This is a genomic window from Pseudomonas lactucae (genome assembly GCF_036688725.1).
Lineage (GTDB): Bacteria > Pseudomonadota > Gammaproteobacteria > Pseudomonadales > Pseudomonadaceae > Aquipseudomonas > Aquipseudomonas lactucae.
This window is the reverse complement of sequence record NZ_JAQQPT010000030.1, coordinates 24,845-51,135: the sequence shown is the minus strand read 5'-3', so window position 1 is coordinate 51,135 and position 26,291 is coordinate 24,845. Positions and strand designations below refer to the sequence as shown.

Sequence of the window (26,291 nt, the reverse complement as noted above, 5' to 3'; positions counted from 1 at the left end):
TTTGAAATGACTTCAGTGTTGACCTCCACCCGGTTGCCTTGCGGCAACCGGGTTCTTGATTTGGCCCATACGCATGTCATGGGCATTCTTAACGTAACCCCCGACTCCTTTTCCGACGGTGGCCGCTTCAGTCAGCGGGATGCCGCGCTGCGTCATGCCGAGGCCATGGTTATGGCCGGCGCGACCTTGATTGATATCGGGGGCGAGTCGACTCGGCCGGGTGCTCGTGTTGTGTCTCCGCTTGAGGAATTGGAGCGGGTGGCACCGGTCGTTGAGCGTATTGCTCGAGAGCTGGATGTGATCATCTCGGTTGATACCTCGACACCTGCCGTGATGCGCGAAGCTGCGCGCCTGGGAGCTGGGCTGATCAACGATGTGCGCTCCCTTCGACGAGAGGGAGCCCTGGATGCGGCGGCGGCCACTGGGCTGCCGGTGTGCCTCATGCATATGCTGGGTGAGCCCGGCAACATGCAGGACAGCCCCCACTATGATGACTTGGTCGGCGAGGTGAGTGATTTTCTCTCTGGTCGCATTGCTGCATGTGCAGCGGTGGGTATTGCGCCGGAAAAAATCATCCTTGATCCGGGGTTTGGTTTCGCCAAGACCCTGCAGCACAATTTAAGCCTGTTCAAGCACATGGAATCCTTGCATACCCTTGGTCGGCCCTTGTTGGTCGGTGTTTCGCGCAAGAGCATGATAGGACTGGCCTTGAACCGCCCGGTGGGTGAGCGGCTGTATGGCGGACTCGCACTCGCCGCTCTTGCGGTGACCAAGGGCGCGCGTATTCTGCGGGTGCATGATGTAGCCGAGACGGTGGATGTAGTACGCATGATTGCCGCAGTAGAATCAGCCGAATAAGAATGATGGAGCACCTATGACTAAAAAGTATTTTGGTACCGACGGCATTCGTGGTCGGGTCGGCGAATATCCCATTACTCCTGATTTCATGCTCAAGCTGGGTTGGGCGGCAGGTATGGCGTTCCGCAGCATGGGCGCCTGCCGCATCCTGGTGGGTAAGGACACGCGAATTTCGGGTTATATGTTTGAATCTGCGCTTGAGGCGGGTTTGTCTGCCGCCGGTGCTGACGTCATGCTGCTGGGGCCGATGCCGACGCCCGCAATCGCTTACCTGACGCGTACCTTTCACGCTGAAGCCGGTATCGTGATCAGTGCCTCGCACAATCCTCATGATGACAACGGCATCAAGTTCTTCTCGGGTCAGGGTACCAAGCTGCCCGATGAGATCGAGCTGATGATCGAAGAACTGCTGGATGCGCCGATGACGGTGGTTGAGTCCAGCAAGCTGGGCAAGGTATCGCGTATCAATGATGCGTCGGGTCGCTACATCGAGTTCTGCAAGAGCAGTGTGCCGAGCAGCACCAGCTTTGCCGGGCTCAAGTTGGTGGTCGACTGTGCGCATGGCGCGACCTACAAGGTCGCGCCGAGCGTATTCAAGGAGTTGGGCGCTCAAGTCACGGTGCTGTCGGCTCAACCTAATGGGTTGAACATCAACGAAAACTGCGGCTCCACCCATATGGAACAATTGCAGGCCGCTGTTCTGGCTGAGCATGCGGATCTGGGGATTGCATTCGACGGCGACGGTGATCGGGTCCTGATGGTGGATCACACGGGTGCGATTGTGGATGGCGACGATCTGCTTTTCATCATCGCGCGCGACATGCATGAGCGTAATAAGCTGCAGGGCGGCGTTGTCGGCACCCTGATGAGCAATCTGGGCCTGGAACTGGCCTTGGCGGACCTGGGGATTCCCTTCGTGCGTGCCAATGTCGGTGATCGCTATGTCATCACTGAGTTGCTTGAGCGCAACTGGCTGGTGGGCGGCGAGAACTCCGGCCATGTGGTCTGCTTCCAGCACACCACGACAGGTGATGCGATCATTGCCGCGCTGCAGGTGCTCATGGCCCTGCGTCGCCGCAATGAAAGCCTTGCCCAGGCGCGTCAGGCGTTGCGCAAGTGCCCGCAGGTGCTGCTGAACGTGCATTTTGGTGGCGGCGAAAACCCGATCGATCACCCGGCTGTCAAGGAGGCGTGCGAGCGTGTGACCCTGGCAATGGCGGGGCGTGGTCGGGTATTGCTGCGCAAGTCCGGTACAGAGCCTTTGGTACGTGTCATGGTCGAAGGTGACGACGAAATACAGGTTCGCGGCCATGCCGAAGACCTGGCAAAACTAGTAACTGAAGTTTGCGCCTGAATTCGGCTTGCCAGTAATGATGTGGTTGGGTAACATCTGCGCCCACTTTGACCGACGGGGTACAGCATGCGTCGCACTATGGTAGCTGGTAACTGGAAGATGCACGGTACCCGCGCCAGTGTCGCTGAGCTGATCAATGGCCTTCGTCACTTGGCCTTGCCTAGCGGTGTTGATGTTGCGGTTTTCCCGCCTTGCTTGCATATCACCCAAGTGGTTGATGGCTTGAAAGGCAAGTCGATTCAGGTCGGCGCGCAGAATTCCGCAGTGGAAGCCATGCAAGGTGCTTTGACCGGTGAGATTTCGCCGAGTCAGTTGGTTGATGCGGGTTGTTCCTATGTGCTTGTCGGGCACTCCGAGCGCCGTCAGATGATGGGTGAGCGGGATGGGACGCTCAATCGCAAGTTCGCAGCCGCACAGGCCAGTGGCTTGATTCCCGTGTTGTGCATAGGGGAAACCCTGGAGCAGCGCGAGTCGGGCAAGACTATTGAAGTTGTCTCGCGTCAGCTGGGCAGCATCATTGAAGAGCTGGGTGTTGGTGCGTTTGCAAAGGCAGTGATTGCTTACGAGCCGGTCTGGGCCATTGGTACCGGGCTGACTGCTACACCGCAACAGGCGCAGGATGTGCATGCAGCCATCCGTGCCCAGTTGGCGGCAGAGAATTCTGAAGTCGCACAAGGTGTGCGTCTTCTATACGGCGGCAGCGTGAAGGCGGCCAATGCGGTCGAACTGTTCGGCATGCCGGATATCGATGGGGGGCTCATTGGTGGAGCTTCCCTGAATGCAGATGAGTTCGGTGCGATCTGTCGCGCCGCGGGAAACTGAAAAAATGCTGGAAACAGTCGTAGTCGTTTTTCATCTGTTGGCTGCCCTGGGCGTAGTTGCCCTGGTTTTGTTGCAACAGGGCAAAGGTGCGGATGCTGGTGCGTCTTTCGGTGCAGGTGCTTCAAATACTGTGTTCGGAAGCCAAGGTTCCTCTACCTTTCTTAGTAAGTTTACTGCTATACTTGCCGCCGGTTTCTTCATAACCAGCTTGGGGTTAGGTTACTTTGCTAAAGAGAAAGCTCATGTGCTGACTCAAGTAGGTTTGCCAAACCCAGCAGTGTTGGAAGTACCAAAAGCAAAACCGGCTTCTGATGATGTCCCGGTGCTTCAAGAGCAAAAGTCGGCTACTCCAGCGACTGACGTACCTCCAGCTCAAGAGCAGAAGTAAGAAGGGTTGTAAGCGCTGTATTGCCGAGGTGGTGGAATTGGTAGACACGCAACCTTGAGGTGGTTGTGCCCATAGGGTGTAGGGGTTCGAGTCCCCTTCTCGGTACCAATTATCAGGAGAGCCCGCTGTTGCGGGCTTTCTTGTAGGTGGAAGGTTACATTGACCCTGCAAGGGATCGGTCGTATACTTCCGCCCCAGCTTTGTCGCGGGGTGGAGCAGTCTGGTAGCTCGTCGGGCTCATAACCCGAAGGTCGTCGGTTCAAATCCGGCCCCCGCAACCAGTTTTAGCGGAGCCCCTTTTAAGGGGCTTTTTGTTAGCTGGACACTTTCAACGCCGCTGTTCGACGGCGTTTCAAGGATGGGCGTTTCGCCCATTTTTTTATTTTGCACAGCATGCACATACATGCACGAGGGGGTTCAGGTGTCGAGCAAGCTAGAAGAGTTGCAGGCCTTGCTGGCCCCGGTGGTCGTGGCCCTAGGCTATGAATGCTGGGGTATTGAGTTTTCGGCTCAAGGTCGCCACTCAATGTTGCGCGTTTATATCGATAAAGAGGGCGGTGTGCTGGTGGACGATTGTGCCATTGTCAGCCGTCAAATCAGCGGCGTGCTGGATGTTGAAGATCCGATCTCCGTTGAATACACCCTCGAAGTTTCCTCGCCAGGCATGGAACGCCCACTGTTCACTATTGAGCAGTTTGCAAAATTTGCCGGTGAACAAGTGAAGATCAAGCTGCGTTCCCCGTTCGAAGGGCGACGCAACTTTCAGGGCCTTCTGCGCGGTGTAGAAGAACAGGACGTCGTGGTGCAGGTAGAAGACCATGAGTTCCTGTTGCCGATCGATATGATCGACAAGGCCAACATTATTCCCAGTTTTGACTGAGACGCGGATCCCGCGGATCCAATGGCTTGCGAAAGGCGAGGCGTACGATGAGCAAAGAAGTACTGCTGGTTGTTGAGTCGGTATCCAATGAAAAGGGTGTACCGGCAAGCGTGATTTTTGAAGCGTTGGAGCTGGCCCTGGCCACTGCCACCAAGAAACGTTTTGAAGACGAAGTAGATCTGCGTGTGGAAATCAATCGCCACACCGGTGCCTACGAGACTTTCCGTCGCTGGACGGTGGTCGAAGAGGACGATCTTGATGATCCGGCTATCGAAACCTGGCCAAGCAAGGTTGCGCAAACGCATCCTGGCGCCCAGGTAGGTGATGTCGTCGAAGAAAAGATCGAGTCGATCGAGTTCGGCCGTATTGCTGCACAGACCGCCAAGCAGGTCATCGTGCAGAAGGTTCGCGAAGCCGAGCGCGCTCAAGTTGTTGACGCTTATCGTGAGCGCCTGGGCGAAATCATCTCCGGCACCGTGAAAAAAGTGACCCGCGACAATGTGATCGTCGACCTGGGCAACAACGCTGAAGCGTTGCTGGCCCGCGAAGACATCATCTCTCGCGAAACCTTCCGTGTCGGCGTGCGTCTGCGTGCGCTGCTCAAGGAAATCCGCACCGAGAACCGCGGCCCTCAGTTGATTCTGTCGCGTACCGCGCCGGAAATGCTGATCGAGCTGTTCCGTATCGAAGTGCCGGAAATCGCCGAAGGCCTGATCGAAGTGATGGCTGCGTCCCGCGACCCGGGTTCGCGCGCCAAGATCGCGGTCCGTTCCAAGGACAAACGCATCGACCCGCAAGGCGCTTGCATTGGTATGCGCGGTTCGCGCGTCCAGGCAGTGTCGGGCGAATTGGGCGGTGAGCGTGTGGACATCGTCCTGTGGGACGATAACCCGGCGCAGTTCGTGATCAACGCCATGTCGCCAGCTGAAGTGGCGGCAATTATCGTTGACGAAGATGCCCATGCAATGGACATCGCCGTTGGCGCAGACAATCTGGCTCAGGCCATCGGTCGTGGTGGTCAGAACGTGCGTCTGGCCAGCCAGTTGACCGGTTGGACCCTGAACGTGATGACCGAATCGGACATCCAGGCTAAGCAGCAAGCTGAAACCGGTGACATTCTGCGCAACTTTATCGAAGAGCTTGAAGTCGATGAAGAACTGGCGCAGGTGCTGGTGGACGAAGGCTTCACCAGCCTGGAAGAGATTGCCTACGTACCGGTGGAGGAGATGCTCAACATCGACGGCTTTGACGAGGATATCGTCAACGAGCTTCGCGCTCGGGCCAAGGATCGTTTGTTGACCAAAGCCATCGCTACTGAGGAAAAGCTGGCAGACGCCCATCCGGCCGAAGACCTGCTCTCGCTTGAGGGTATGGACAAGGATTTGGCGATGGAACTGGCGGTGCGCGGCGTAATTACCCGCGAAGACCTGGCCGAGCAGTCTATTGACGATCTGCTCGACATCGACGGCATTGACGATGATCGTGCCGGCAAGTTGATCATGGCCGCCCGAGCCCATTGGTTCGAGTAATTAGGCGCGGCCTGAGGAGAGAAGTGCATGACGCAAGTCACGGTGAAACAACTGGCCGATGAGGTCAAAACACCGGTAGAGCGCCTGTTGCAGCAGATGCGTGAGGCAGGTCTGCCGCACACCGCCGCCGATGAAGGTGTGAGCGATAGTGAGAAACAGTCTTTACTGACTCACTTGAAGAGCAGCCACAAGGCGAAAGTGGAAGAACCGCGCAAGATTACATTGCAGCGCAAAACCACCAGCACCCTGCGTGTTGCTGGTAGCAAGAGCATCAGCGTTGAAGTACGCAAGAAGAAAGTCTTCGTACAGCGCAGCCCGGAAGAAATCGAAGCCGAGCGCAAACGCGAACTGGAAGAGCGTCGCGCAGTAGAAAATGCTGCTCGTCAGAAGGCTGAAGAAGAAGCCAAGCGTCGCGCCGAAGAAGAAGCGCGTCGCCAGCCTGCTGCTGCGCAACCTGCTGCCACTGAAGCGGTCGCCGCTCCTGTAGAAGCAGTGCGCGAGACCGCTCCGGTTGCCGCCGCACCAGCGCCCGCCGCTGATGCGCGCAAACGCGAAGAGCCTCGTCGTCCGGACAAACCACGTGCCGACGATAACAATCGTCGTGGCGGTGGTGGCGATGGCGAGCGCAAAAACGCTCCGCATCGTGCTTCGGTCAAAGAGAAGGCGCCTGCGCCACGCGTTGCCCCACGGACTACCGACGAAGAAAGCGATGGCTTCCGTCGTGGTGGTCGCGGCAAGGCCAAGCTGAAAAAGCGCAACGCCCACGGTTTCCAGAGCCCAACCGGCCCTGTCGTGCGTGATGTCCAGATCGGCGAGACCATCACCGTTGGCGACCTCGCCAATCAGATGTCGGTCAAGGCTGCTGAAATCATCAAGTTCATGTTCAAACTGGGTACTCCAGCGACCATCAACCAAGTGCTTGATCAGGAAACTGCTCAGCTCGTGGCTGAAGAATTGGGCCACAAAGTGACCCTGGTCAGCGACACGGCCCTGGAAGACTCCCTGGCCGAGTCCCTGAAGTTTGAAGGTGAGACGTTCTCCCGTGCGCCAGTTGTGACTGTAATGGGTCACGTTGACCATGGTAAGACATCGCTGCTCGACTACATCCGTCGTGCCAAGGTAGCTGCAGGCGAAGCCGGCGGCATCACCCAGCACATCGGTGCTTACCACGTTGAAACCGAGCGCGGCATGGTCACCTTCCTCGACACTCCGGGTCACGCCGCGTTTACCGCGATGCGTGCCCGTGGTGCCAAGGCGACTGATATCGTGATCCTGGTCGTTGCAGCGGACGACGGCGTGATGCCGCAGACCATTGAAGCTGTCCAGCACGCCAAGGCTGCCGGCGTTCCACTGGTTGTTGCAGTGAACAAGATCGACAAGCCGGGCGCGGACCTGGATCGCATTCGTAGCGAACTGTCGGTTCACGGCGTGACTTCCGAAGAGTGGGGCGGTGATACGCCGTTCGTTTCGGTTTCGGCGAAAGTCGGTACTGGCGTAGACGAACTGCTCGAAGCGGTCCTGCTGCAAGCTGAAGTCCTTGAGCTCAAAGCAACCCCATCGGCGCCAGGTCGCGGTGTTGTGGTTGAATCGCGTCTCGACAAAGGCCGTGGCCCGGTTGCAACCGTACTGGTTCAAGACGGTACCCTGCGCCAAGGCGACATGGTGCTGGTCGGTTCGAACTATGGCCGTGTACGTGCCATGCTCGATGAGAACGGCAAGCCAATCAAGGAAGCCGGTCCTTCCATCCCTGTCGAGATCCTCGGCCTGGACGGTACCCCGGACGCTGGCGACGAGATGAGCGTGGTTGCGGACGAGAAGAAAGCCCGTGAAGTGGCTCTGTTCCGTCAAGGCAAGTTCCGCGAAGTCAAACTGGCTCGTGCCCACGCCGGTAAGCTGGAAAACATCTTCGAAAACATGGGCCAGGCAGAGAAGAAGACGCTCAACATCGTCCTCAAATCTGACGTCCGTGGTTCTCTCGAAGCGTTGAACGGCGCCTTGAACGGCCTGGGTAACGACGAAGTGCAAGTGCGAGTCGTGGGTGGCGGTGTCGGTGGTATCACCGAATCCGATGCCAACCTGGCGCTGGCTTCCAACGCTGTACTGTTCGGCTTCAACGTGCGTGCCGATGCTGGCGCTCGCAAGATCGTCGAGCAGGAAGGCCTGGACATGCGTTACTACAACGTCATCTACGACATCATCGAAGACGTCAAGAAAGCCCTCACCGGCATGCTTGGCAGCGACGTTCGGGAAAATATCCTGGGTGTTGCCGAGGTACGTGACGTGTTCCGTTCGCCGAAATTCGGCGCGATCGCCGGTTGCATGGTTATCGAAGGTGTTGTGCACCGTAACCGTCCAATCCGTGTACTGCGTGAAGACATCGTTATCTTTGAAGGCGAGCTGGAATCCCTGCGCCGCTTCAAGGATGACGCTTCCGAAGTGCGTGCCGGCATGGAATGCGGTATCGGCGTCAAGAGCTACAACGACGTCAAAGCTGGCGACAAGATCGAAGTCTACGAGAAGGTTCAGGTTGCTCGCAGCCTCTGACTCGCGCACTTCAGGAGCCACGCAGTGTGTGGGCATGCACATGCCCCGCGCCGCGTAAGGACTCTAAACGCAACGCCCGGTCTGGCTTTTGTCAGGCCGGGCGTTTGCCGCTTTCAGACCCCACGGGTTTCACCGTGTGGCAGTAACAGGTAACAAGACATGGCAAAAGAATACAGCCGTACCCAGCGTATCGGCGATCAGATGCAGCGCGAGCTGGCCCAACTGATCCGTCGCGAAGTCAAAGATCCGCGCGTCGGCCTGGTTACCATCACCGCTGTTGAAGTGAGCCGTGACGTAGGTCACGCCAAGATCTTCATCACCGTGATGGGCCAGGACAACAGCGAAGAAATCGCGCAGAGCATCAAGGTGCTCAACTCGGCCGCAGGCTTCCTGCGCATGCAGTTGGCCCGTGAAATGAAGCTGCGCAGCGTGCCTCAGTTGCATTTCCACTACGACGAAAGCGTCGTGCGTGGCGCGCATCTGTCAGCGCTGATCGAGCGCGCGGTGGCTGAAGACAGTCAGCACCCGTCCACACCTGAAGACGCCAAGGAGTAAGCGGTGGCTCAGGTCAAACGTATCCGTCGCAACGTCAGCGGCATCATTCTGCTCGACAAACCCATTGGTTTTACCTCCAATGCCGCCTTGCAGAAGGTCCGCTGGCTGCTCAATGCCGAGAAGGCCGGGCACACCGGCAGCCTCGACCCCCTGGCCACCGGCGTGTTGCCGTTGTGTTTCGGCGAGGCCACCAAGTTCTCGCAATACCTGCTCGATTCCGACAAGGGTTACGAAACGCTGATGCAACTGGGCAAGACCACCACCACGGCAGACGCCGAAGGTGATGTTTTGCAGGTTCGCGACGTGACCGTTGGTCGTGCTGATATCGAGGCGGCTTTACCCGCTTTTCGTGGGCAAATCAGTCAGATACCGCCGATGTACTCGGCGCTCAAGCGTGATGGACAGCCTCTTTACAAGCTGGCACGTGCAGGCGAAGTGGTGGAGCGTGAACCGCGTTCTGTTACTATTGCCCGGCTGGAATTGCTCGCCTGTGAGGGTGACACTGCCCGATTGGCGGTGGACTGCAGCAAAGGCACTTATATCCGTACCCTGGTGGAGGATATTGGTGAGCAACTTGGCTGCGGCGCATACGTTGCCGAACTGCGACGTACACAAGCGGGCCCTTTCACCCTGGCCCAGACGGTCACGCTGGAAGAGTTGGAAGCGGTACACGCCGAAGGCGGCAACGAAGCGGTTGATCGCTTCCTGATGCCTTCGGATAGCGGTTTGCTTGATTGGCCATTGCTGCACTTCTCGGAGCACAGCGCGTTCTACTGGCTCAACGGCCAGCCGGTACGCGCCCCGGATGCCCCGAAGTTCGGCATGGTGCGAGTACAGGATCATAACGGTCGCTTTATCGGTATCGGTGAAGTGAGCGAAGACGGGCGCATCGCGCCGCGTCGACTGATTCGGTCAGAATGACCGAACGAGTGTGGCTGTTAACAGGCATGGTCAACACTCATTTTTAGATACAGGGATTTGTCCCTGGCCTGTTGAAACTGTCCTTTGGGTGGTTTCCTGAAAAAAGGATTGCCTCATGGCTCTCGACGTTCAAGAAAAAGCACAAATCGTAGCTGACTATCAGCAAGCTGTTGGTGACACTGGTTCGCCAGAAGTGCAAGTTGCACTGCTGACCCACAACATCAACAAGCTGCAAGGTCACTTCAAGGCCAACGGTAAAGACCACCACTCCCGTCGTGGTCTGATCCGCATGGTAAACCAGCGCCGTAAGCTGCTGGACTACCTGAAAGGCAAGGATCTGGGTCGTTATCAGGCTCTGATCGGTCGCCTGGGTCTGCGTCGCTAATCAGCGATTGCGCTAGAGGTTGGTTGTCTGCCGTGTGTCATCGGGATTCCCGTTGGCCCATGGCAGGCTCCCAGCCTCAAGTTTTATCTGGATACACGTTTTACCCTGGACAAGGGTTGGGCCGATTCCCGACATTGCCCAAGAATTTCGCAAGAAGACAAGTTCCCCAAGAGCCACAAAGAAGGTAGGACACCGTGAACCCGGTTATCAAAAAATTCCAGTTCGGTCAGTCGACCGTTACCCTCGAGACAGGCCGTATCGCCCGTCAAGCCTCCGGCGCAGTGCTGGTTACCGTTGATGACGACGTGACCGTATTGGTGACCGTTGTTGGCGCCAAGACCGCTGATCCGAGCAAGGGCTTCTTCCCTCTGTCCGTTCACTACCAGGAAAAGACTTACGCTGCCGGTAAGATCCCTGGCGGTTTCTTCAAGCGTGAAGGCCGTCCTTCCGAGAAAGAAACCCTGACTTCCCGACTGATCGACCGTCCGATCCGTCCGCTGTTCCCAGAAGGCTTCATGAACGAAGTGCAGGTCGTCTGCACCGTCGTTTCCACCAGCAAGAAGACCGATCCGGACATCGCTGCGATGATCGGTACGTCGGCGGCCCTGGCCATCTCCGGCATTCCTTTCGATGGCCCGATCGGCGCCGCCCGCGTAGCTTTCCACGAAAGCACCGGCTACCTGCTGAACCCGACTTACGAGCAACTGAAAGCGTCGAGCCTGGACATGGTCGTTGCCGGTACCTCGGAAGCCGTACTGATGGTTGAATCGGAAGCCAAAGAGCTGACCGAAGATCAGATGCTGGGCGCGGTACTGTTTGCTCACGACGAGTTCCAGTCCGTGATCAACGCGGTTAAAGAACTGGCTGCCGAAGCTGCCAAGCCAACCTGGGCCTGGGCTCCACAAGCCGAAGCGACTGAACTGCTGGGTGCTATCCGCTCCGAGTTCGGCGCTGCTATCTCCGATGCCTACACCATCACCGTCAAGGCCGACCGCTACGCTCGCCTGGGCGAGTTGAAAGAGCAGGTTGTAGCCAAGCTGTCCGGTGAAGAAGGCCAGCCTTGCGCCAGCGACGTCAAAGCTGCATTCGGTGAAATCGAATACCGCACCGTTCGCGAAAACATCGTTAACGGCAAGCCACGTATCGATGGTCGCGACACCCGCACCGTGCGTCCGCTGAACATCGAAGTCGGTGTTCTGCCCAAGACTCACGGTTCGGCCCTGTTCACCCGCGGTGAAACCCAGGCGCTGGTCGTTGCGACGCTGGGTACTGCTCGCGACGCACAGCTGCTGGACACCCTGGAAGGCGAGAAAAAAGACCCCTTCATGCTGCACTACAACTTCCCTCCGTTCTCGGTGGGCGAGTGTGGTCGCATGGGCGGTGCCGGTCGCCGCGAAATCGGTCACGGCCGTCTGGCCCGCCGTTCGGTTCAGGCCATGCTGCCTGCTGCTGACGTGTTCCCGTACACTATCCGTGTTGTGTCGGAAATCACCGAGTCCAACGGCTCCAGCTCCATGGCTTCCGTTTGCGGTGCTTCCCTGGCCCTGATGGACGCCGGTGTGCCGATGAAGGCACCGGTTGCCGGTATCGCCATGGGTCTGGTTAAAGAAGGCGAGAAGTTCGCCATCCTGACCGACATCCTGGGTGACGAAGACCACCTGGGCGACATGGACTTCAAAGTAGCCGGTACCGCTAAAGGTGTTACCGCGCTGCAGATGGACATCAAGATCAAAGGCATCACCGAAGAAATCATGGAGATCGCCCTGGGCCAAGCCCTGGAAGCGCGCCTGAACATCCTCGGCCAGATGAACCAGATCATTGGTCAGTCGCGTACCGAGCTGTCGGAAAATGCTCCGACCATGATCGCGATGAAAATCGACACCGACAAAATCCGTGATGTCATCGGTAAAGGCGGCGCGACCATTCGTGCGATCTGTGAAGAGACCAAGGCTTCGATCGACATCGAAGACGACGGCTCGATCAAGATCTTCGGCGAAACCAAGGAAGCAGCTGAAGCAGCACGTCAGCGCGTTCTGGGTATTACCGCTGAAGCCGAGATCGGCAAGATCTACGTCGGTAAGGTTGAGCGCATCGTCGACTTCGGCGCATTCGTCAACATCCTGCCAGGCAAGGACGGTCTGGTGCACATCTCGATGCTGAGCGACGCTCGTGTTGAGAAAGTGACCGACATTCTGAAAGAAGGTCAGGAAGTGGAAGTGCTGGTACTGGACGTGGATAACCGCGGCCGTATCAAGCTGTCCATCAAGGACGTAGCAGCAGCCAAGGCTTCGGGCGTTTAATCACCCCGGCCTTACGCTGAAAAAGAGGACTCTTCGGAGTCCTTTTTTTATGGGCGCGGGAAAGTCCCTAAAAATCAGTCGCTTAAATAGACGCGAAAAACCGCAACTTGCATGCAGGCACGACCGGCTTCATGCAAGTTGCACGATTCCAAAAAACTGCCTAATTTATAACTTGTTGTTTTTTATAGGTTTTGTTTGTATTCGAGAGTTGGCACACCGCCTGCAATAACCCTGTTAACGCTGCAGCATCAAGGTTCACACGCCGCAGACTTTTAATAAAACAGGAGTTACTCGTATGAAGAAGTTCGCTCTCGCTACCGCCACTGCTACTGCCCTGACCCTGGCCATGGCTAACGCTGCCTTTGCCCAGCCTACCCAAGCGCCAATGACCCTGGCTGCTGGTGAAATGACCAAGGCCAAAGAGTCCACTTCCGATACCTGGATCACCACCAAAGTCAAAGCTGACCTGCTGACTGAAAAAGGCATCCCTGGTTCGGACATCAAGGTTGAGACCAACAAAGGTGTGGTTTCCCTGTCTTCGGACGTAGCTATCTCGGACTCGCAGAAAGCGACTGCTGTAGCCATCACCAAGAAAATCAAAGGTGTGACCGCGGTATCCGCTGATGGCCTGCTGGCTGGCGGCGCTACTAAAGCTGACGGTATCGACAAAACCAAAAGCGCCGCTCATGACGCTAAAGAAACCACCAGCGACACTTGGATCACTACCAAAGTGAAAGCTGACCTGGTGACCGAGAAGGGCATTCCTGGCACTGACATCAAGGTCGAAACCAACAAAGGTGTGGTGTCCCTTTCGTCCGCTACTGCTGTGACTGAATCGCAGAAAGCCACTGCTGTTGCGATCACCAAGAAAATCAAAGGCGTCAAGGCTGTATCGGCTGATGGCCTGAAAGCCGAGTAACGCTGGACAGTTCGTTTGAACAACTTAGCGGCGGCGGCGCGTGAGTCAGATATCCACTCAATGCACCTCTGAGGTTCATGCGACCGACCACACGGATGTGGTCATTACAGGCCCCGGCACTTGTGCCGGGGCCTGTTCTATTGTGGGCGGTTATTCGGCATCCAGATGCATCGGCGTCACCACCCGGCCATCTTTCTCAGCCTGGCCCAGGTTGGCATCGATGAAGTACACCCTGTCATCTTCCAGCTGCCCCTTGTCTACCAGGTAATCCTTGATCGTGCTGGCACGGTCCTGGCCGAGTTTGCGCAGCAGCACGTCGTTGTTGCTCCAGAACGCGATCACGCCGTTACGCAACTTGGCGCTGCGTTCATCGCTGCTCAGGTCTTTCCATTCTGCCGGTGGCTGTTGTTTCACGCGGGTACGGTAGATGCCCTCGAGCAATGGTGCTTTTTCGCGCTCCGGAACCTCCAGCAAGGAGGCTTGGGCAGGCACCTTATCGCCACGGCGCTGCAGGATTTTGTAATAGTTGTACTGGTATTCCCGTTCCAGGCGTTGGGCGGCCAGGAATGGGCCGTCGCTGCTGGCGGCCGCCGTCCCTTCAATTTCCAGGCGCAGGGCAGGGCGTTCTTTCAGCGCCTTGGCCAGGGTGTTCAGTGCGCCCTCGGCGTCTTTATCCAGTTCACTGGAACCTGCGGCAAACGACACATTGCCCAGGTCTTGCGCGCCGCCTCCGGTGACCAGCCCGCCAATGAACTTGAACGGTGCGGTGGCCGCGCGGACCACCAGGTTACGCAGGGTCTGCCATACAATCGGCATCACGCTGAATTGCGGGTTGTTCAGGTCGCCGGTGACCGGCAGTTCGATGGAAATCTTGCCGTCGCTGTCTTTGAGCAGGGCAACGGCCAGACGAATCGGCAAATCCACGGCATCGGCGCTGTCGACTTTCTCACCCAGTTGCAGTTGCTCGACCACCACTTTGTTTTCGGCCTTCAACTGCCCCTTGGTGATCACGTAGTGCAAGTCCAGGTTGAGCCGGCCCTTGCGGATACGGAACCCGGCGAACTTACCCGAGTAAGGGGTCAGGGTGGTCAGTTCGACCCGTTTGAAGCTGGTTGCGATGTCCAGGGCTGCCATCGGATCGAATGGGTTTACGCTGCCCTTGATAGTGACTGGCGCGTAGCGGTCCACCTTGCCTTTGATATCCACGCTTGCAGGTTTGGCCTGGCGGCTGTCAATCGTGCCGATCTGCCCGTTGAGCTGCTGAATCGCGGTGGCGAAGTTGGGGGTAAGGCTGAAGTCGGCGAAGTTGGCCGAGCCGTCATTGATTGCGATCTGCCCGATAAGAATGCCCAGCGGTTTTTCTTTGCTTGCGGTCTTTTGCGCCGGTGACTTGGCGCCACTGTCGGCCGGCTGCGGTATCAGCAAATCGTCGACGTTGGTGGTGCGGTCATCGTTGATCATGAAACGCGCATAAGGCTGCAGCAGGCTGACTTTGGCGATCGACAGGCTGTCGCCGTGCTGGTAGTTCAGCCCTTCTATCATCAGGCGCTGCCATTTGACGAAGTCGCGGGTCTTGAGGGTGTCGAGAGTATGCAGTTGGTCGACTTGTGCGCGGCCGGTGATCTGCAATGCCAACGGCTCGGTACTTTTGAGGTTCACATCGAGGTCGCTGCCGAGCATGCCGCTGCGCAGTTCCAGGCGGATAAACGGGCTGATGTAGGACTGGGCGACCCGCAGGTCGATGTCCTTGGTGTTCACTTTCAGCCTGGCGCTGACGGGGTTGAGGTTGACCTCGCCAGCAGCCTGGATCTTGCCCTGCTTGCCCAGGCCGCTGTCGACCTTGAGTGTAAAGGGGCTTGCGTTGAGGCTGTCGAAGTTCTGCACATCGACGTTCAGCGGGCCCAGTTCCAGCGCGACGGCCGGTTTGGCCTGACGGTCAGCCAGGTGAACCTGATAGTTGCGCAGTTGCACATCCTTGAGCAGTACCTGCCAGGGTTTGCTGGGCGCTGCGGGTGCAGGCTTGGGGGAGTCGGCGGTTGCCGGTGCGGTCGCCGGCGCCTTGCTCGGTTTGCTCGGTTGGCCGGCGAACAGTTTCTGCCAGTCCAATTGCCCATCGGCTTCACGGGCGGCCCAGGTTTCCAGCTTGTTGCTGCGGATTTTGCCGACCACCACGTGCTGCTTGGCCAGGTCTACCGTGGTCTCGCTGACATCCAGACGCTCCAGGCGCACCAACGGACGCCCGTCCGGCGCCTTGATGGCAAATGGCGCGATGCTGGCGGCGGTGTTGGTCAGGTTCAGTTCGGTTTCCTTGGCCAGGCTGAAGGTGTAATCGGTGCTGAAATTGAGCACGCCGTCTTCGAGCACCAAGGGCAGTGCGTCACGCACATAGGGCCACCAGGCTTTCATCTTGCCGTCGGTGACTTTCAGGGTGCCTTTTGAGGTGATGGGTATCAGGCTGAAATTGCCTTTCCAGTCAATCTGCCCACCTTCGGGGCCGGCTGCGACCAGGGTCATGTCGGCATTGTCCTCAGGCAGGGTGCTGAGGTTTTTCAGTTCAAAGTCGAGAGTGTCGTAGAGAAACTCGATGGGCTCGCTGGGACGCAAATCTTGAAAGTGGACGTAGCCGCCCGCCAGCTTGATGTTGTCGATGCGCAACGGGAACGGTTTGGCCTCCGGGTCTGCCGGAGTGGGTTCACTCGGCGGCAGTTTGAACAACTGCGCAAGGTTCAGTTGGCCTGATTTGTCGAACAGCAGTTCGGTCTTGGGCTGGTCCAGTTGTACATCGGCCAGGTGCAATGCGCGGGTCCACAGGCTGTCGATCTGCAGGTTGGCGTAGAGGCGCTCGAAACCCACCTGTTCCTTGCCAGGGTCGCCGATCTTCAAGCCCCATGCTGTCACTTCCAGGCTGAACGGGTTGAGTTCGATGCGCTCGATCCGTGCCGGCACCGTGGCGTAATGGGCCAACTGTTGGTTGGCGATACGAAGGGCAATGCCCGGCAGAATCAAGAAGCCCAGCAAGCTGTACAGGGCAAGGGCGGTCAACAGGGCGCCAACGGCGCGGATCAATCCTTTGGGCATGGGGCGGCGCCATCTATGTCGAACAGGAGTGCCTTGGAGTATGGCACGGGTTTTCGGTTCCGAAGAGCAGGGGCTTTCGGAAGTTACTTACAGTTGGAGTATCAACGTCTTCAACGGCGGCTGTTGATCCTGGGACGGGAAATCCGCGCCGGGTGTCATGATTTTCCAGTCGCGTACCGGGCGTTCGGCTTTTTCCGCACAGCGCAGCACCTGTTCGCGCCAATCTTCCATGCTGACCTTTGCCAGGTTGTTACAGCAGATCAGCACGCCATTGTCGGCCGTGGCGAGGAGCGCGGGCTTGAGCAGGCTCTGGTAGTCGCGCAGCAAGTCGACGGTGCCGAATGCGCTCTTGGCCCACGCCGGTGGGTCGAGCAATACCAGGTCGTATTGACGCTGCTCCAGGCGTGGATAGCTCGGCAATTTTTGCCCGCGGCGCTGGGTGATCGGCAGGCCGGCCAATTGGCGAATGGCCGGAAAATAGTCGGACTGAACGAACTGCATGGTGGGAAACGATGGATTGAGCAGGCCGTTCTCGCGACCGACCGCCAGGTTGCCCTCGGCAAAATCCAGGTTACACACCTCACGTGCGCCACCGGCGGCGGCGCTCAGGCCCACGCCACAGGTATAGGCGAACAGGTTAAGTACGCTTTTGCCGGCGCTGTGATCCTTGACCCAGCCGCGGGTATTGCGCAGGTCCAGAAACAGCAGCGGGTCTTGCCCGGCATGCCGCCCGCGCACACGGTAGTTCAGACCCCATTCGTGACCGATCAGATCTTCCAGCGCAGCCGGTTCGGCGCGGTATATCGAATCTTCGCGGTCGATGCGCGAGTTGCCGCGGGAGCGGTCGTTGTACACCAGCAGCAGCTCCAGGCCCATGTACTGATTGATCAGTTGATGCAGGTCCAGCAGATCGGCGGTTTCCAGCGACTGGTGGAAGCTTTGCACCAACAACTGCGGGCCGTAACGGTCGATGGTCAGGCCGCCGGCGCCTTCCTGGCTGCCGTGGAACAACCGGTAGCAGTCGGTGCCTTGGGCGTGCAGTTCGTTGATCAGGTCTTGGCGTTGATCGAGGGCGGCGCGCAGCGCCTGATTCAGGGAAGACATGGAGCGCGCCTTGCTGGGTAAGTGAGAGCAATAAGGCCGCGGAGTTTAACAGCTATGGGGGCGCTGCCTATATCAACCCCATCCGCCGGTGCGCGCGTTGTACCGAGCCGTTGCGCATCGCCCAGCGCAGGAGCGGCGCACTGCGCCTGACCCCGGCGCGGATCACTTGGCGTTGCAGCGGGCTTTGGTGTTGCTCAAGCATCGCGCTGGCCCAGTCCGGCAGCAGGTCGATCCCGGCTTGCATCATCAGCGCGCCAAAGGGCTTGGCCAAGGTGCTGGGGGAGGGCGCATTGAGCAGCAGCCGAAGTACTTCGCGGCTGCGCTCGTCGCACAGCAATTGCGGGCGGATGCGCGCCAGGTAATCAGAAATTTCCTGCCGTGAACGTGGCACATGCCGCGCGCCCAAGCGTTCTGCCACCACGGCGATTTCGCTGTAGTAACGGTCCTGGTCGTGACCAGAGAGGCGCGGGTTGCGATAGCGCAGGTGAGCGGCGAGAAAGTTGCTCACCTCCGCCACATGCACCCAGGTCAACAGCTCGGGATCGCTGGCCGCATACGGCCGTCCGTCAGGCGCGTGGCCGACCACCTGCAGGTGAATGGTGCGCACTTTTTCGATCAGCCAGTCGGCATCTTTGCGCGAGCCGAAGGTGGTGCCGGAAATGAATTGCGAGGTGCGGCGCAGGCGCCCGAGCATGTCCTGGCGAAAATTCGAGTGGTCCCACACGCCTGCCAGGGCCAGTGGGTGCAAGGCTTGCAGCATCAAGGCGCTGATACCTCCGATGAGCATGCTGCTGAAGTCGCCATGGACCTGCCAACTGACCGAATCCGGTCCGAACAGGCCTGGGTCGCCCTTGGGGTTTTCCAGGTCCAGTTGGCCCAGCGACAAACCGGTAAGGCTCATCAACTGGGTTTCGATACGGCTGCGGATAAATTCCATGGCGACTCGGGGGTTCCTAGCGGTTCAGGCGTTTTTCGATCAGGCCGTCCACCACGCTGGGGTCGGCCAGGGTCGAGGTGTCGCCGAGGCTGTCCAGTTCGTTGCAGGCGATCTTGCGCAAAATCCTGCGCATGATTTTGCCGGAGCGGGTTTTCGGCAGGGCCGGTGCCCATTGGATCAGTTCCGGCTTGGCAAAGCTGCCAATTTCCTTGCTGACCAACTCCAACAGGTGTTTTTTCAGTTCATCGCTGGGCTCCACGCCGTTCATCGGCGTGACAAAGGCGTAGATGCCCTGGCCTTTGACATCGTGCGGGTAGCCCACCACTGCGGCCTCGGCGACCAGATCATGCAGGACCAATGCGCTTTCCACCTCGGCGGTGCCGATGCGGTGGCCGGACACGTTGATCACATCATCGATGCGCCCGGTGATCCAGTAGTCGCCGTCCTCGTCGCGGCGGGCGCCGTCACCGGTGAAGTAGTAGCCAGGGTAGGGTTTGAAATAGGTGTCGATCATGCGCTGCGGATCACCGTAGACACTGCGGATCTGCCCCGGCCAGCTTGATTTAATGGCGAGTACGCCGCTGCCGGCGCCAGTGATGACTTTGCCTTGCTCGTCGAGCAGCACCGGCTGCACGCCAAACATCGGTTGGGTGGCGCAACCCGGTTTTATCCGCTGGGCGCTGACCAGGGGGCTGAGCATGATGCCGCCGGTTTCGGTCTGCCACCAGGTATCCACAATCGGACAGCGCTGCTCGCCTACGGCGTTGAAATACCAGTCCCAGGCTTCCGGGTTGATCGGTTCGCCCACACTGCCTAAGAGCCTCAGGCTCGCGCGGGAGGTGTTCTGCAACGGGCCATGGCCCTCGCGCATCAAGGCGCGCAAGGCGGTTGGCGCGGTGTAGAAGATATTCACCTGATGCTTGTCGATCACCTGCCAGAAACGTGAGCTGTCGGGGTAGCTCGGCACACCTTCGAACATCAACGACGTCGCGCCATTGGCCAGCGGGCCGTAGACGATATAGCTGTGGCCGGTGACCCAGCCCACATCGGCGGTGCACCAGAACACTTCGCCATCACGGTAATCGAGCACGTACTTGAAGGTCATCGCCGCCTGCAGCAGATAGCCGCCGGTGGTGTGCAGCACGCCCTTGGGTTTACCGGTGCTGCCCGAGGTGTACAGAATGAACAGCGGGTCTTCGGCGTCCATCGGCTCGGGCGGGCAGTCGTCGCTGGCGGCGTTCAGGGCTTGCTGGTAGTGGAGGTCGCGACCTTCGCTCCAGTCCACGGCCGCACCGGTACGCTCCACGACCAGCACGGTGCTGACACTCGGACAACTGGCCAAGGCCTTGTCGACGTTCTTTTTCAAGGCCACTGGCTTGCCACCACGTACGCCTTCATCGGCGGTAATCACGGTGCGGCAATCGGCATCCAGTATGCGGTCGCGCAGGGCATCCGGCGAAAAGCCCCCGAACACCACCGAATGCACCGCGCCAATTCGCGTGCAGGCGAGCATGGCGTAGGCCGCTTCCGGGATCATCGGCATGTAGATGCAGACGCGGTCGCCCTTCTTCACGCCACGGCTTTTCAGCACATTGGCCAGACGACAGACGTTCTGGTGCAGTTGGCGGTAGGTGATGGTGGAGGATTTTGTCGGATCATCGCCCTCCCAGATGAAGGCCGGCTGATCGGCGCGTTGCGCCAGGTGACGGTCGATGCAGTTATAGCTGACGTTCAGTTGGCCGCCGGCAAACCATTGGGCGGCGCCGGTGTTGATATCCGAGCGATGCACGGTATGCCAGGGTGTGATCCAGTCGAGAAAGCCCTTGGCCTGTTCGGCCCAGAACGTATCGGGTTGCTCAATGGATTGACGATAGAGGCGCTGGTAGTCCTCTTGACTGAGTTGCGCAGCCCTGCGGACGGCATCGGCGGTAGGAAACGTGCTGATATCGAACATGAGCGTTCCTTATTCTTGTTTTTGCGACAAGTGATAAAGATGCACCCTGTGGAAGGAGGGTTCAAGACCAACGTCCAAACGGACGTTGGCCTTGCGTTACCGGTATCAGCCGCGGTGACGACCGCGGAAGTAGTTGATCAGGCCCTGGGTCGAAGCGTCTTCGGCCAGGGTTTCTTCAGCGCCGGTCAGGCGGTTGTACACGCCCTTGCCCAGCTCCTTGCCCAGCTCCACGCCCCATTGGTCGAAAGCGTTGATGCCCCAGATCACGCTCTGCACGAACACTTTGTGCTCATACATCGCCACCAGCGCGCCCAGGCGACGCGGGCTGATGCGCTCCACTACCAGAGTATTGCTTGGACGGTTGCCCGGGATCACTTTGTGCGGGGCCAGCTTCTGCACGTCTTCTTCAGCGATGCCCTTGTCGCGCAGTTCGGCTTCGGCTTCGCTGCGGGTCTTGCCGAGCATCAGCGCCTGGCTCTGGGACAGGCAGTTGGCGTACAGCCACTGATGGTGGTCGGACACGGGGTTGAAGCTGACGATCGGCACGATGAAGTCAGCCGGGATCAGCTGGGTGCCCTGGTGCAGCAACTGGTGGTAGGCGTGCTGACCGTTGCAGCCCACGCCCCCCCAGATCACCGGGCCGGTGTCGGTGGATACGGGCTTGCCGTCCTGGCGCACGCTCTTGCCGTTGGATTCCATATCCAACTGTTGCAAGTGCTTGGTGATGTTACGCAGGTAGTGGTCGTACGGCAGGATCGCGTGGCTCTGCGCACCCCAGAAGTTGCCGTACCACACGCCCAGCAGGCCCAGCAGCACCGGCATGTTCTGCTCGAACGGCGCGTTCTGGAAATGCTGGTCCATGGTATAGGCACCGGACAGCAGTTCCTTGAAGTTGGACATGCCGATAGCCAGCGCGATAGGTAAGCCGATGGCAGACCACAGCGAGTAACGGCCGCCGACCCAGTCCCACATCGGGAAGATGTTTTCTTCGCGGATACCGAACGCCACGGCCGCCGCATTGTTGCTCGATACGGCGATGAAGTGGCGGTACAGCTCGGCTTCCGAGCCACCCTGGGCCAGGTACCAGGCGCGTGCGGCCTGGGCGTTCTTCAGGGTTTCCAGGGTGTTGAAGGATTTCGACGAGACGATAAACAGCGTGGTCTCGGCGCGCAGCTTCATGGTCAGCTCGTGGAACTCGCTGCCATCGATATTCGCCAGGTAGTGGCAGCGCACGCCTTTATGGGCGTAGGACAACAGCGCTTCGGAGACCAGCTCCGGGCCGAGGAACGAGCCACCGATGCCGATGTTCACCACGTCGGTGATTGGCTTCTCGGTGTAACCACGCCACAGGCCGTCGTGGATGCGGCCGACCAGGTCAGTGATCTGGTTCAGCACCTTGTGAACGTCCGGCATGATGTTCACGCCGTTCACCGATAGCTTGTCGCCCACCGGGCGGCGCAAGGCGGTGTGCAGGGCAGGGCGGCCTTCGGACGAGTTGACCGGCTCGCCGGCGTACAGCGAGTCGATCGCGTCTTTGAGACCCACTTCCTTGGCCAAGCCCACCAGCAGGTCGCGGGTTTCGCCGGTGATGAGGTTTTTCGAGTAATCGAGGAAAAGTCCGCAGCTGCTCAAGGTGAACTGGGAAAAGCGCTGGGGATCGGCATTGAACGCGTCGCGCATGCTGAAATCCTGCATGGCTTGGCGGTGTTGGTTAAGCGCTTGCCAGGCAGGCAGAGCGGTAACGTCATGAGGGGTGCGGTAGTACGCCATCGCTGCGGGTTTCCTTTTATTACGGGGACTGCCTTTAGGACACTTCAAATCCCGGAACATCCAGTCTTATATCAAGGATTGGGTTCCAGACAGCGCTAACCTTAGCGCCGGGCGATTACATTAAACCTAGCGTGTCGATATGTCTTGGCTTTGTCTGCGTTGTGGCCGGTACTTTTTTATACCGGCACAGCGTGAAGGGCAACAGGCGGGCTGTTCAGCGGGGGTTATTCGAGGTTCAGGTGCAGGTTGTCGATGAGGCGAGTGGCGCCCAGATACGCCGCGACCAGAATCACGATGTCCCGATCTTCGGCCGTGGCCGGCTGCAGGTGCACGCCTTGGCGGACTTCAAGGTAGTCCATGCGCAAACCGGCGGCTTCGATCTGGCGGATCTGTTCGGCACGCAGCTTGGCAAAATCGCGGTCACCGTCTTTGATCGCAGTCGCCATCTGGCTGAGCGCGCGGTACAGCACCGGCGCGATGGCGCGTTGCTCCTCGGTGAGGTAGCCGTTGCGCGATGACAGCGCGAGGCCATCCGCGGCACGCACGGTGGGCTCGCCGATGATCTGGATCGGCATGTTGAGGTCGTGGACCATGGCGCGGATCACCGCCAGTTGCTGGTAGTCCTTCTGGCCAAAAACGGCCATGTCCGGCTGGACCATGTTGAACAGCTTGCTGACCACCGTGGCCACGCCTTCGAAGTGACCGGGACGGCTGGCGCCGCACAAGCCTTCGGACAGGTGCGGGACGCTGACGCGGGTCTGGCCGGTCATGCCGCCGGGGTACATCTCCTCGACGGTGGGGGCGAATAACAGGTTACAGCCGGCCTGCAGGAGTTTTTCCTGATCGGCGGCCAAGGTGCGGGGGTATTTGTCCAGGTCTTCGCCCGCGCCGAATTGCAGCGGGTTGACGAAGATGCTGGCCACGACGAAGTCCGCCTGTTGTGCGGCCTTGGTCACCAGCGTGGCGTGGCCGCTGTGCAGGTTACCCATGGTGGGCACGAAGCCGATGCGTTTGCCGGCCTTGCGGGCATGGGCGACGGCCGAGCGTAGTTCGCGTACGGTTTTTACAGTGTTCATGCAGAGAATCCGTGTTCGACACCTGGGAAAGTAACGGCTTTGACTTCGCTGACATAAGCGCCCAGGGCGGCATGAATGCTGTCCTGGCCAGCCATGAAGTTCTTCACGAACTTGGGCACGCGGCCGGTGATCGAAAGGCCGAGCATGTCGTGCAATACCAGCACCTGGCCATCGGTGTCCGCGCCTGCGCCGATACCGATCACTGGCACTTTTACGGCCTGGGTGATTTCGGCAGCCAGTTCGCTGGGCACGCATTCAAGCAGGATCATCGCCACGCCCGCTTGCTCCAGGGCAATGGCATCGGCGCGCATCTGGCGCGCCTGGGCTTCATTGCGACCTTGCACCTTGTAACCGCCGAGGATGTTCACCGACTGGGGCGTAAGGCCCATGTGCGCGCATACCGGCACGCCGCGTTCCGCCAGCAGGCGGATCGATTCGGCGAGCCATACCGCCCCTTCCACTTTGATCATGTGCGCGCCGGCCTGCATCAGTTTTCCGGCGTTCAGGAAGGTCTGTTCGAGCGTGGCATAACCCATGAACGGCAGGTCGGCGATGATGAAGGCGCCCTCGTTACCGCGCTTGACGCTGGCGGTGTGGTAGGCGAGTTCATCCGTGGTCACGGGCAGGGTGCTGTCATTCCCTTGAAGAACCATGCCCAGGGAGTCGCCCACCAACAACACTTCGACCCCGGCCTGGCAGCAGGCGTGGGCGAAGGTGGCGTCGTAGCAGGTCAGCATGGTGATTTTTTCACCTTTGAGCTTGAGGCTCTGCAAGGTGGTCAGGGTAATGTCTGGCATGAAAAGGGTCCTCATTCAGGCGCTTGGAAACAGCGAGAAACGCGCGTGAGTCTTTGTTTATACAGGCGCACTGTCTTGAAAGCAGTGCTTATAAGGCCTGATTGCGCCCTTTAGCGCCGGTTGGCGGCAGCGGGACGCCTATAGTCGTGAGGAGGACACGGGAAGTCAATTGGATGTGTTACCGCATTGTTACGATGACGGTGTTACCGCTGTTACTGATGCGATTCAGCAACGGGGAGCCGTTCCAGGCCGACAAACGGGCAGGCTTCAAGCAGGGCACTGAGGCGGTTGCCGTCCGGCAGTTGCAATGCCGCAGGCGCCAGTTCGGCCAGCGGATACAGCACGAACGCACGCAGGTGCATCTGATAGTGGGGAACCTTCAGGCGCGGTTCATCGATCAGGTGATCGCCAAATAGCAGGATATCCAGGTCAAGCGTGCGTGGGCCCCAACGTTCCAGGCGTTCGCGGCCTTGGTCGTTTTCGATCGCCTGCAGCGCGTCCAGCAGTGCTAGGGGCGCAAGGCTGCTGTCCAGGGCGGCAACCGCGTTGGTGTAGCGCGGTTGGCCCGGGAGCAGGGAGTCACTTTGGTAAAAAGCGGACACGCCAGCGAGGGTCGTGCCGGGCAATTGCGCCAGCGCTTGGAGAGCGCTGCGCAATTGTTGCTCCGGGGCGGCCAGATTGCTGCCCATGCCAATGTAGATACGTTCCACGTTTATTCGCCTGCGGCGCCCGAGGCATCGGCTGAGCTGCGTTTGCGCTTGGTGCCACTGCGGCGACGTTTTTTCGGCCCTTCGCCGGTTCCTTCACCCTTGCTGCCCAGCTCACGAATCATCTCGCGACGTCCGCTGTCATTGGCGTCCTGGTAATCAGTCCACCATTCGCCCAGGCCGTCGGTCTGCTCGCCGGCGCTTTCGCGCAGCAGCAGGAAGTCGTAGCCGGCACGGAAGCGTGGGTTGTCCAGCAGCAGGTCGGCGCGCTTGCCGCTGCGGCGCGGCAGGCGTTCCTGCATGTCCCAGATCTCGCGGATCGGCATGGTGAAGCGCTTGGGTATCGCAATGCGCTGGCACTGTTCGGCGATCAGCTCGTGAGCGGCTTCCTGCATGGCCGGGATCGGCGGCATGCCACGGTCCTGCAAACGCAGTACACGTTTGGGCAGGGCGGGCCACAACAGCGCGGCAAACAGGAACGCCGGAGTCACCGGTTTATTCTGCTTGATGCGCAAATCGGTGTTGATCAATGCCTCGCTGATCAACGTATGGGTATAGGTCGGGTTGTGTTCCAGTGCTTCGGCGCTGGCCGGGAACAACGGGTCGAACAACTGCAGGTCGACGAGCATCTCGAAGGTATCGGCGGCGTAGCCCGAGAGGAACAGCTTGAGCACTTCCTCGAACAGGCGCGCCGAAGGAATTTCGCGCAGCATCGGCGCCAGTTCGCGAATCGGCGCAGCGGTGTGTTTCTCGATACCGAAGTTCAGCTTGGCGGCGAAACGCACGGCCCGCAGCATGCGTACCGGGTCTTCCTGGTAACGCTGCGTCGGGTCGCCGATCAGGCGGATCAGGTTGTTGCGGATGTCGTGCACGCCGTTGGCGTAATCGAGGATGCGCTCGCTGACCGGGTCGTAATACAGGGCGTTAATGGTGAAGTCACGGCGCTGCGCGTCTTCTTCCAGGGTGCCATAGACGTTGTCGCGCAGGATGCGTCCGCTTTCGTTGCGGGAAGACTGATTAGTGTCTTCCTCTTCATCGTTTTGCGGATGGCCGGCGCGGAACGTTGCGACTTCGATGATTTCGCGACCGAAGTGGATGTGCACCAGCTTGAAGCGCCGGCCGATGATGCGCGCATTGCGAAACTCGGCGCGCACCTGCTCGGGCGTGGCACTGGTGGCGACGTCGAAATCCTTGGGGGTGATATTGAGCAACATGTCGCGTACGCAACCGCCTACCAGATAGGCCTGGTAACCGGCGTTCTGCAAACGCTCGACGATATTCACGGCATAACGGCTGAATTGAGCGCGTTGCAGCGAATGCTGGCTGCTGTTGAGCACTTCAGGCGTGCTGCGTTTGTGTTGCGTACGACGCAAGGGCGAACGGAATGACTGGAACAACTTCTTCAGCATGGGA

General features: G+C 59.1%; 21 protein-coding genes and 2 tRNA genes. 14 read left to right on the top strand and 9 right to left on the bottom strand.

Annotated features, from left to right (window positions below):
• The first annotated feature begins 6 nt into the window (after positions 1–6).
• The 14 genes from folP to V6M90_RS27280 all read left to right on the top strand — a co-directional run bounded on the left by folP (position 7) and on the right by V6M90_RS27280 (position 13,455).
• Positions 7–858, top strand: coding sequence for a dihydropteroate synthase (gene folP / locus V6M90_RS27345; protein WP_003176143.1), 852 nt, complete (start codon positions 7–9; stop codon positions 856–858).
• Between the two features lie 16 nt (positions 859–874).
• Positions 875–2,212, top strand: coding sequence for a phosphoglucosamine mutase (gene glmM / locus V6M90_RS27340; RefSeq protein ID WP_332847433.1), 1,338 nt, complete (start codon positions 875–877; stop codon positions 2,210–2,212).
• 66 nt (positions 2,213–2,278) lie between these two features.
• Positions 2,279–3,034: a triose-phosphate isomerase gene (tpiA, locus tag V6M90_RS27335; RefSeq protein ID WP_003176141.1), complete on the top strand. Its 756-nt coding sequence runs from the start codon at positions 2,279–2,281 to the stop codon at positions 3,032–3,034.
• Positions 3,035–3,038: 4 nt separating this feature from the next.
• A complete protein-coding gene (secG, locus tag V6M90_RS27330) occupies positions 3,039–3,422 on the top strand; it encodes a preprotein translocase subunit SecG (RefSeq protein WP_010206600.1) in 384 nt (127 codons plus the stop codon).
• A gap of 22 nt (positions 3,423–3,444) precedes the next feature.
• A tRNA-Leu gene (locus tag V6M90_RS27325) sits at positions 3,445–3,530 on the top strand.
• A 96-nt stretch (positions 3,531–3,626) separates the two neighbouring features.
• Positions 3,627–3,703 (top strand) — tRNA-Met (locus V6M90_RS27320).
• Between the two features lie 140 nt (positions 3,704–3,843).
• Entirely contained in the window at positions 3,844–4,302 is a 459-nt protein-coding gene (gene rimP / locus V6M90_RS27315; protein WP_038843818.1) for a ribosome maturation factor RimP, read from the top strand.
• A 47-nt stretch (positions 4,303–4,349) separates the two neighbouring features.
• Positions 4,350–5,831, top strand: a complete 1,482-nt coding sequence (gene nusA, locus V6M90_RS27310; RefSeq protein WP_003176139.1) for a transcription termination factor NusA — start codon at positions 4,350–4,352, stop codon at positions 5,829–5,831.
• Between the two features lie 27 nt (positions 5,832–5,858).
• Entirely contained in the window at positions 5,859–8,375 is a 2,517-nt protein-coding gene (infB, locus tag V6M90_RS27305) for a translation initiation factor IF-2 (protein WP_003176138.1), read from the top strand.
• A gap of 159 nt (positions 8,376–8,534) precedes the next feature.
• Entirely contained in the window at positions 8,535–8,930 is a 396-nt protein-coding gene (rbfA, locus tag V6M90_RS27300) for a 30S ribosome-binding factor RbfA (RefSeq protein ID WP_003176137.1), read from the top strand.
• A 3-nt stretch (positions 8,931–8,933) separates the two neighbouring features.
• Positions 8,934–9,851 (top strand): tRNA pseudouridine(55) synthase TruB, encoded by a 918-nt coding sequence (gene truB, locus V6M90_RS27295; protein ID WP_003176136.1) that lies wholly within the window; start codon positions 8,934–8,936, stop codon positions 9,849–9,851.
• Between the two features lie 115 nt (positions 9,852–9,966).
• Positions 9,967–10,236 (top strand): 30S ribosomal protein S15, encoded by a 270-nt coding sequence (gene rpsO, locus V6M90_RS27290; RefSeq protein WP_003176135.1) that lies wholly within the window; start codon positions 9,967–9,969, stop codon positions 10,234–10,236.
• A gap of 194 nt (positions 10,237–10,430) precedes the next feature.
• Positions 10,431–12,536 carry a polyribonucleotide nucleotidyltransferase gene (gene pnp, locus V6M90_RS27285; protein ID WP_141063491.1) on the top strand — a complete coding sequence of 702 codons (2,106 nt, stop codon included), beginning with the start codon at positions 10,431–10,433 and terminating at the stop codon, positions 12,534–12,536.
• 295 nt (positions 12,537–12,831) lie between these two features.
• A complete protein-coding gene (locus tag V6M90_RS27280; RefSeq protein ID WP_003176132.1) occupies positions 12,832–13,455 on the top strand; it encodes a BON domain-containing protein in 624 nt (207 codons plus the stop codon).
• Positions 13,456–13,605: 150 nt separating this feature from the next.
• On the opposite strand, the gene V6M90_RS27275 is transcribed toward V6M90_RS27280, so the two are convergent.
• The 9 genes from V6M90_RS27275 to V6M90_RS27235 form a co-directional block, all read right to left on the bottom strand.
• Positions 13,606–16,533 carry a DUF748 domain-containing protein gene (locus V6M90_RS27275; protein WP_332847432.1) on the bottom strand — a complete coding sequence of 976 codons (2,928 nt, stop codon included), beginning with the start codon at positions 16,531–16,533 and terminating at the stop codon, positions 13,606–13,608.
• Positions 16,534–16,620: 87 nt separating this feature from the next.
• Positions 16,621–17,637: a class I SAM-dependent rRNA methyltransferase gene (locus V6M90_RS27270; RefSeq protein WP_332847431.1), complete on the bottom strand. Its 1,017-nt coding sequence runs from the start codon at positions 17,635–17,637 to the stop codon at positions 16,621–16,623.
• A gap of 67 nt (positions 17,638–17,704) precedes the next feature.
• Positions 17,705–18,574 (bottom strand): oxygenase MpaB family protein, encoded by an 870-nt coding sequence (locus tag V6M90_RS27265; RefSeq protein WP_003176128.1) that lies wholly within the window; start codon positions 18,572–18,574, stop codon positions 17,705–17,707.
• 16 nt (positions 18,575–18,590) lie between these two features.
• The gene (acs, locus tag V6M90_RS27260; protein ID WP_305427807.1) at positions 18,591–20,528 is read right to left on the bottom strand and encodes an acetate--CoA ligase; all 1,938 of its coding nucleotides are present in this window, start codon (positions 20,526–20,528) and stop codon (positions 18,591–18,593) included.
• A 105-nt stretch (positions 20,529–20,633) separates the two neighbouring features.
• A complete protein-coding gene (pgi, locus tag V6M90_RS27255) occupies positions 20,634–22,298 on the bottom strand; it encodes a glucose-6-phosphate isomerase (RefSeq protein WP_003176125.1) in 1,665 nt (554 codons plus the stop codon).
• A 224-nt stretch (positions 22,299–22,522) separates the two neighbouring features.
• On the bottom strand, positions 22,523–23,374 hold the full coding sequence (panC, locus tag V6M90_RS27250; RefSeq protein ID WP_141063494.1) for a pantoate--beta-alanine ligase: 852 nt from the start codon (positions 23,372–23,374) through the stop codon (positions 22,523–22,525).
• Complete coding sequence (panB, locus tag V6M90_RS27245) at positions 23,371–24,171, bottom strand: 3-methyl-2-oxobutanoate hydroxymethyltransferase (protein ID WP_003176123.1); 801 nt, start codon at positions 24,169–24,171, stop codon at positions 23,371–23,373. Before panB ends, panC begins: the two co-directional genes overlap by 4 nt.
• Before the next feature lie 212 nt (positions 24,172–24,383).
• Positions 24,384–24,881, bottom strand: coding sequence for a 2-amino-4-hydroxy-6-hydroxymethyldihydropteridine diphosphokinase (gene folK / locus V6M90_RS27240; RefSeq protein WP_003176122.1), 498 nt, complete (start codon positions 24,879–24,881; stop codon positions 24,384–24,386).
• Positions 24,882–24,883: 2 nt separating this feature from the next.
• Positions 24,884–26,287, bottom strand: a complete 1,404-nt coding sequence (locus tag V6M90_RS27235) for a polynucleotide adenylyltransferase PcnB (RefSeq protein ID WP_003176121.1) — start codon at positions 26,285–26,287, stop codon at positions 24,884–24,886.
• Between the last annotated feature and the right edge of the window lie 4 nt (positions 26,288–26,291).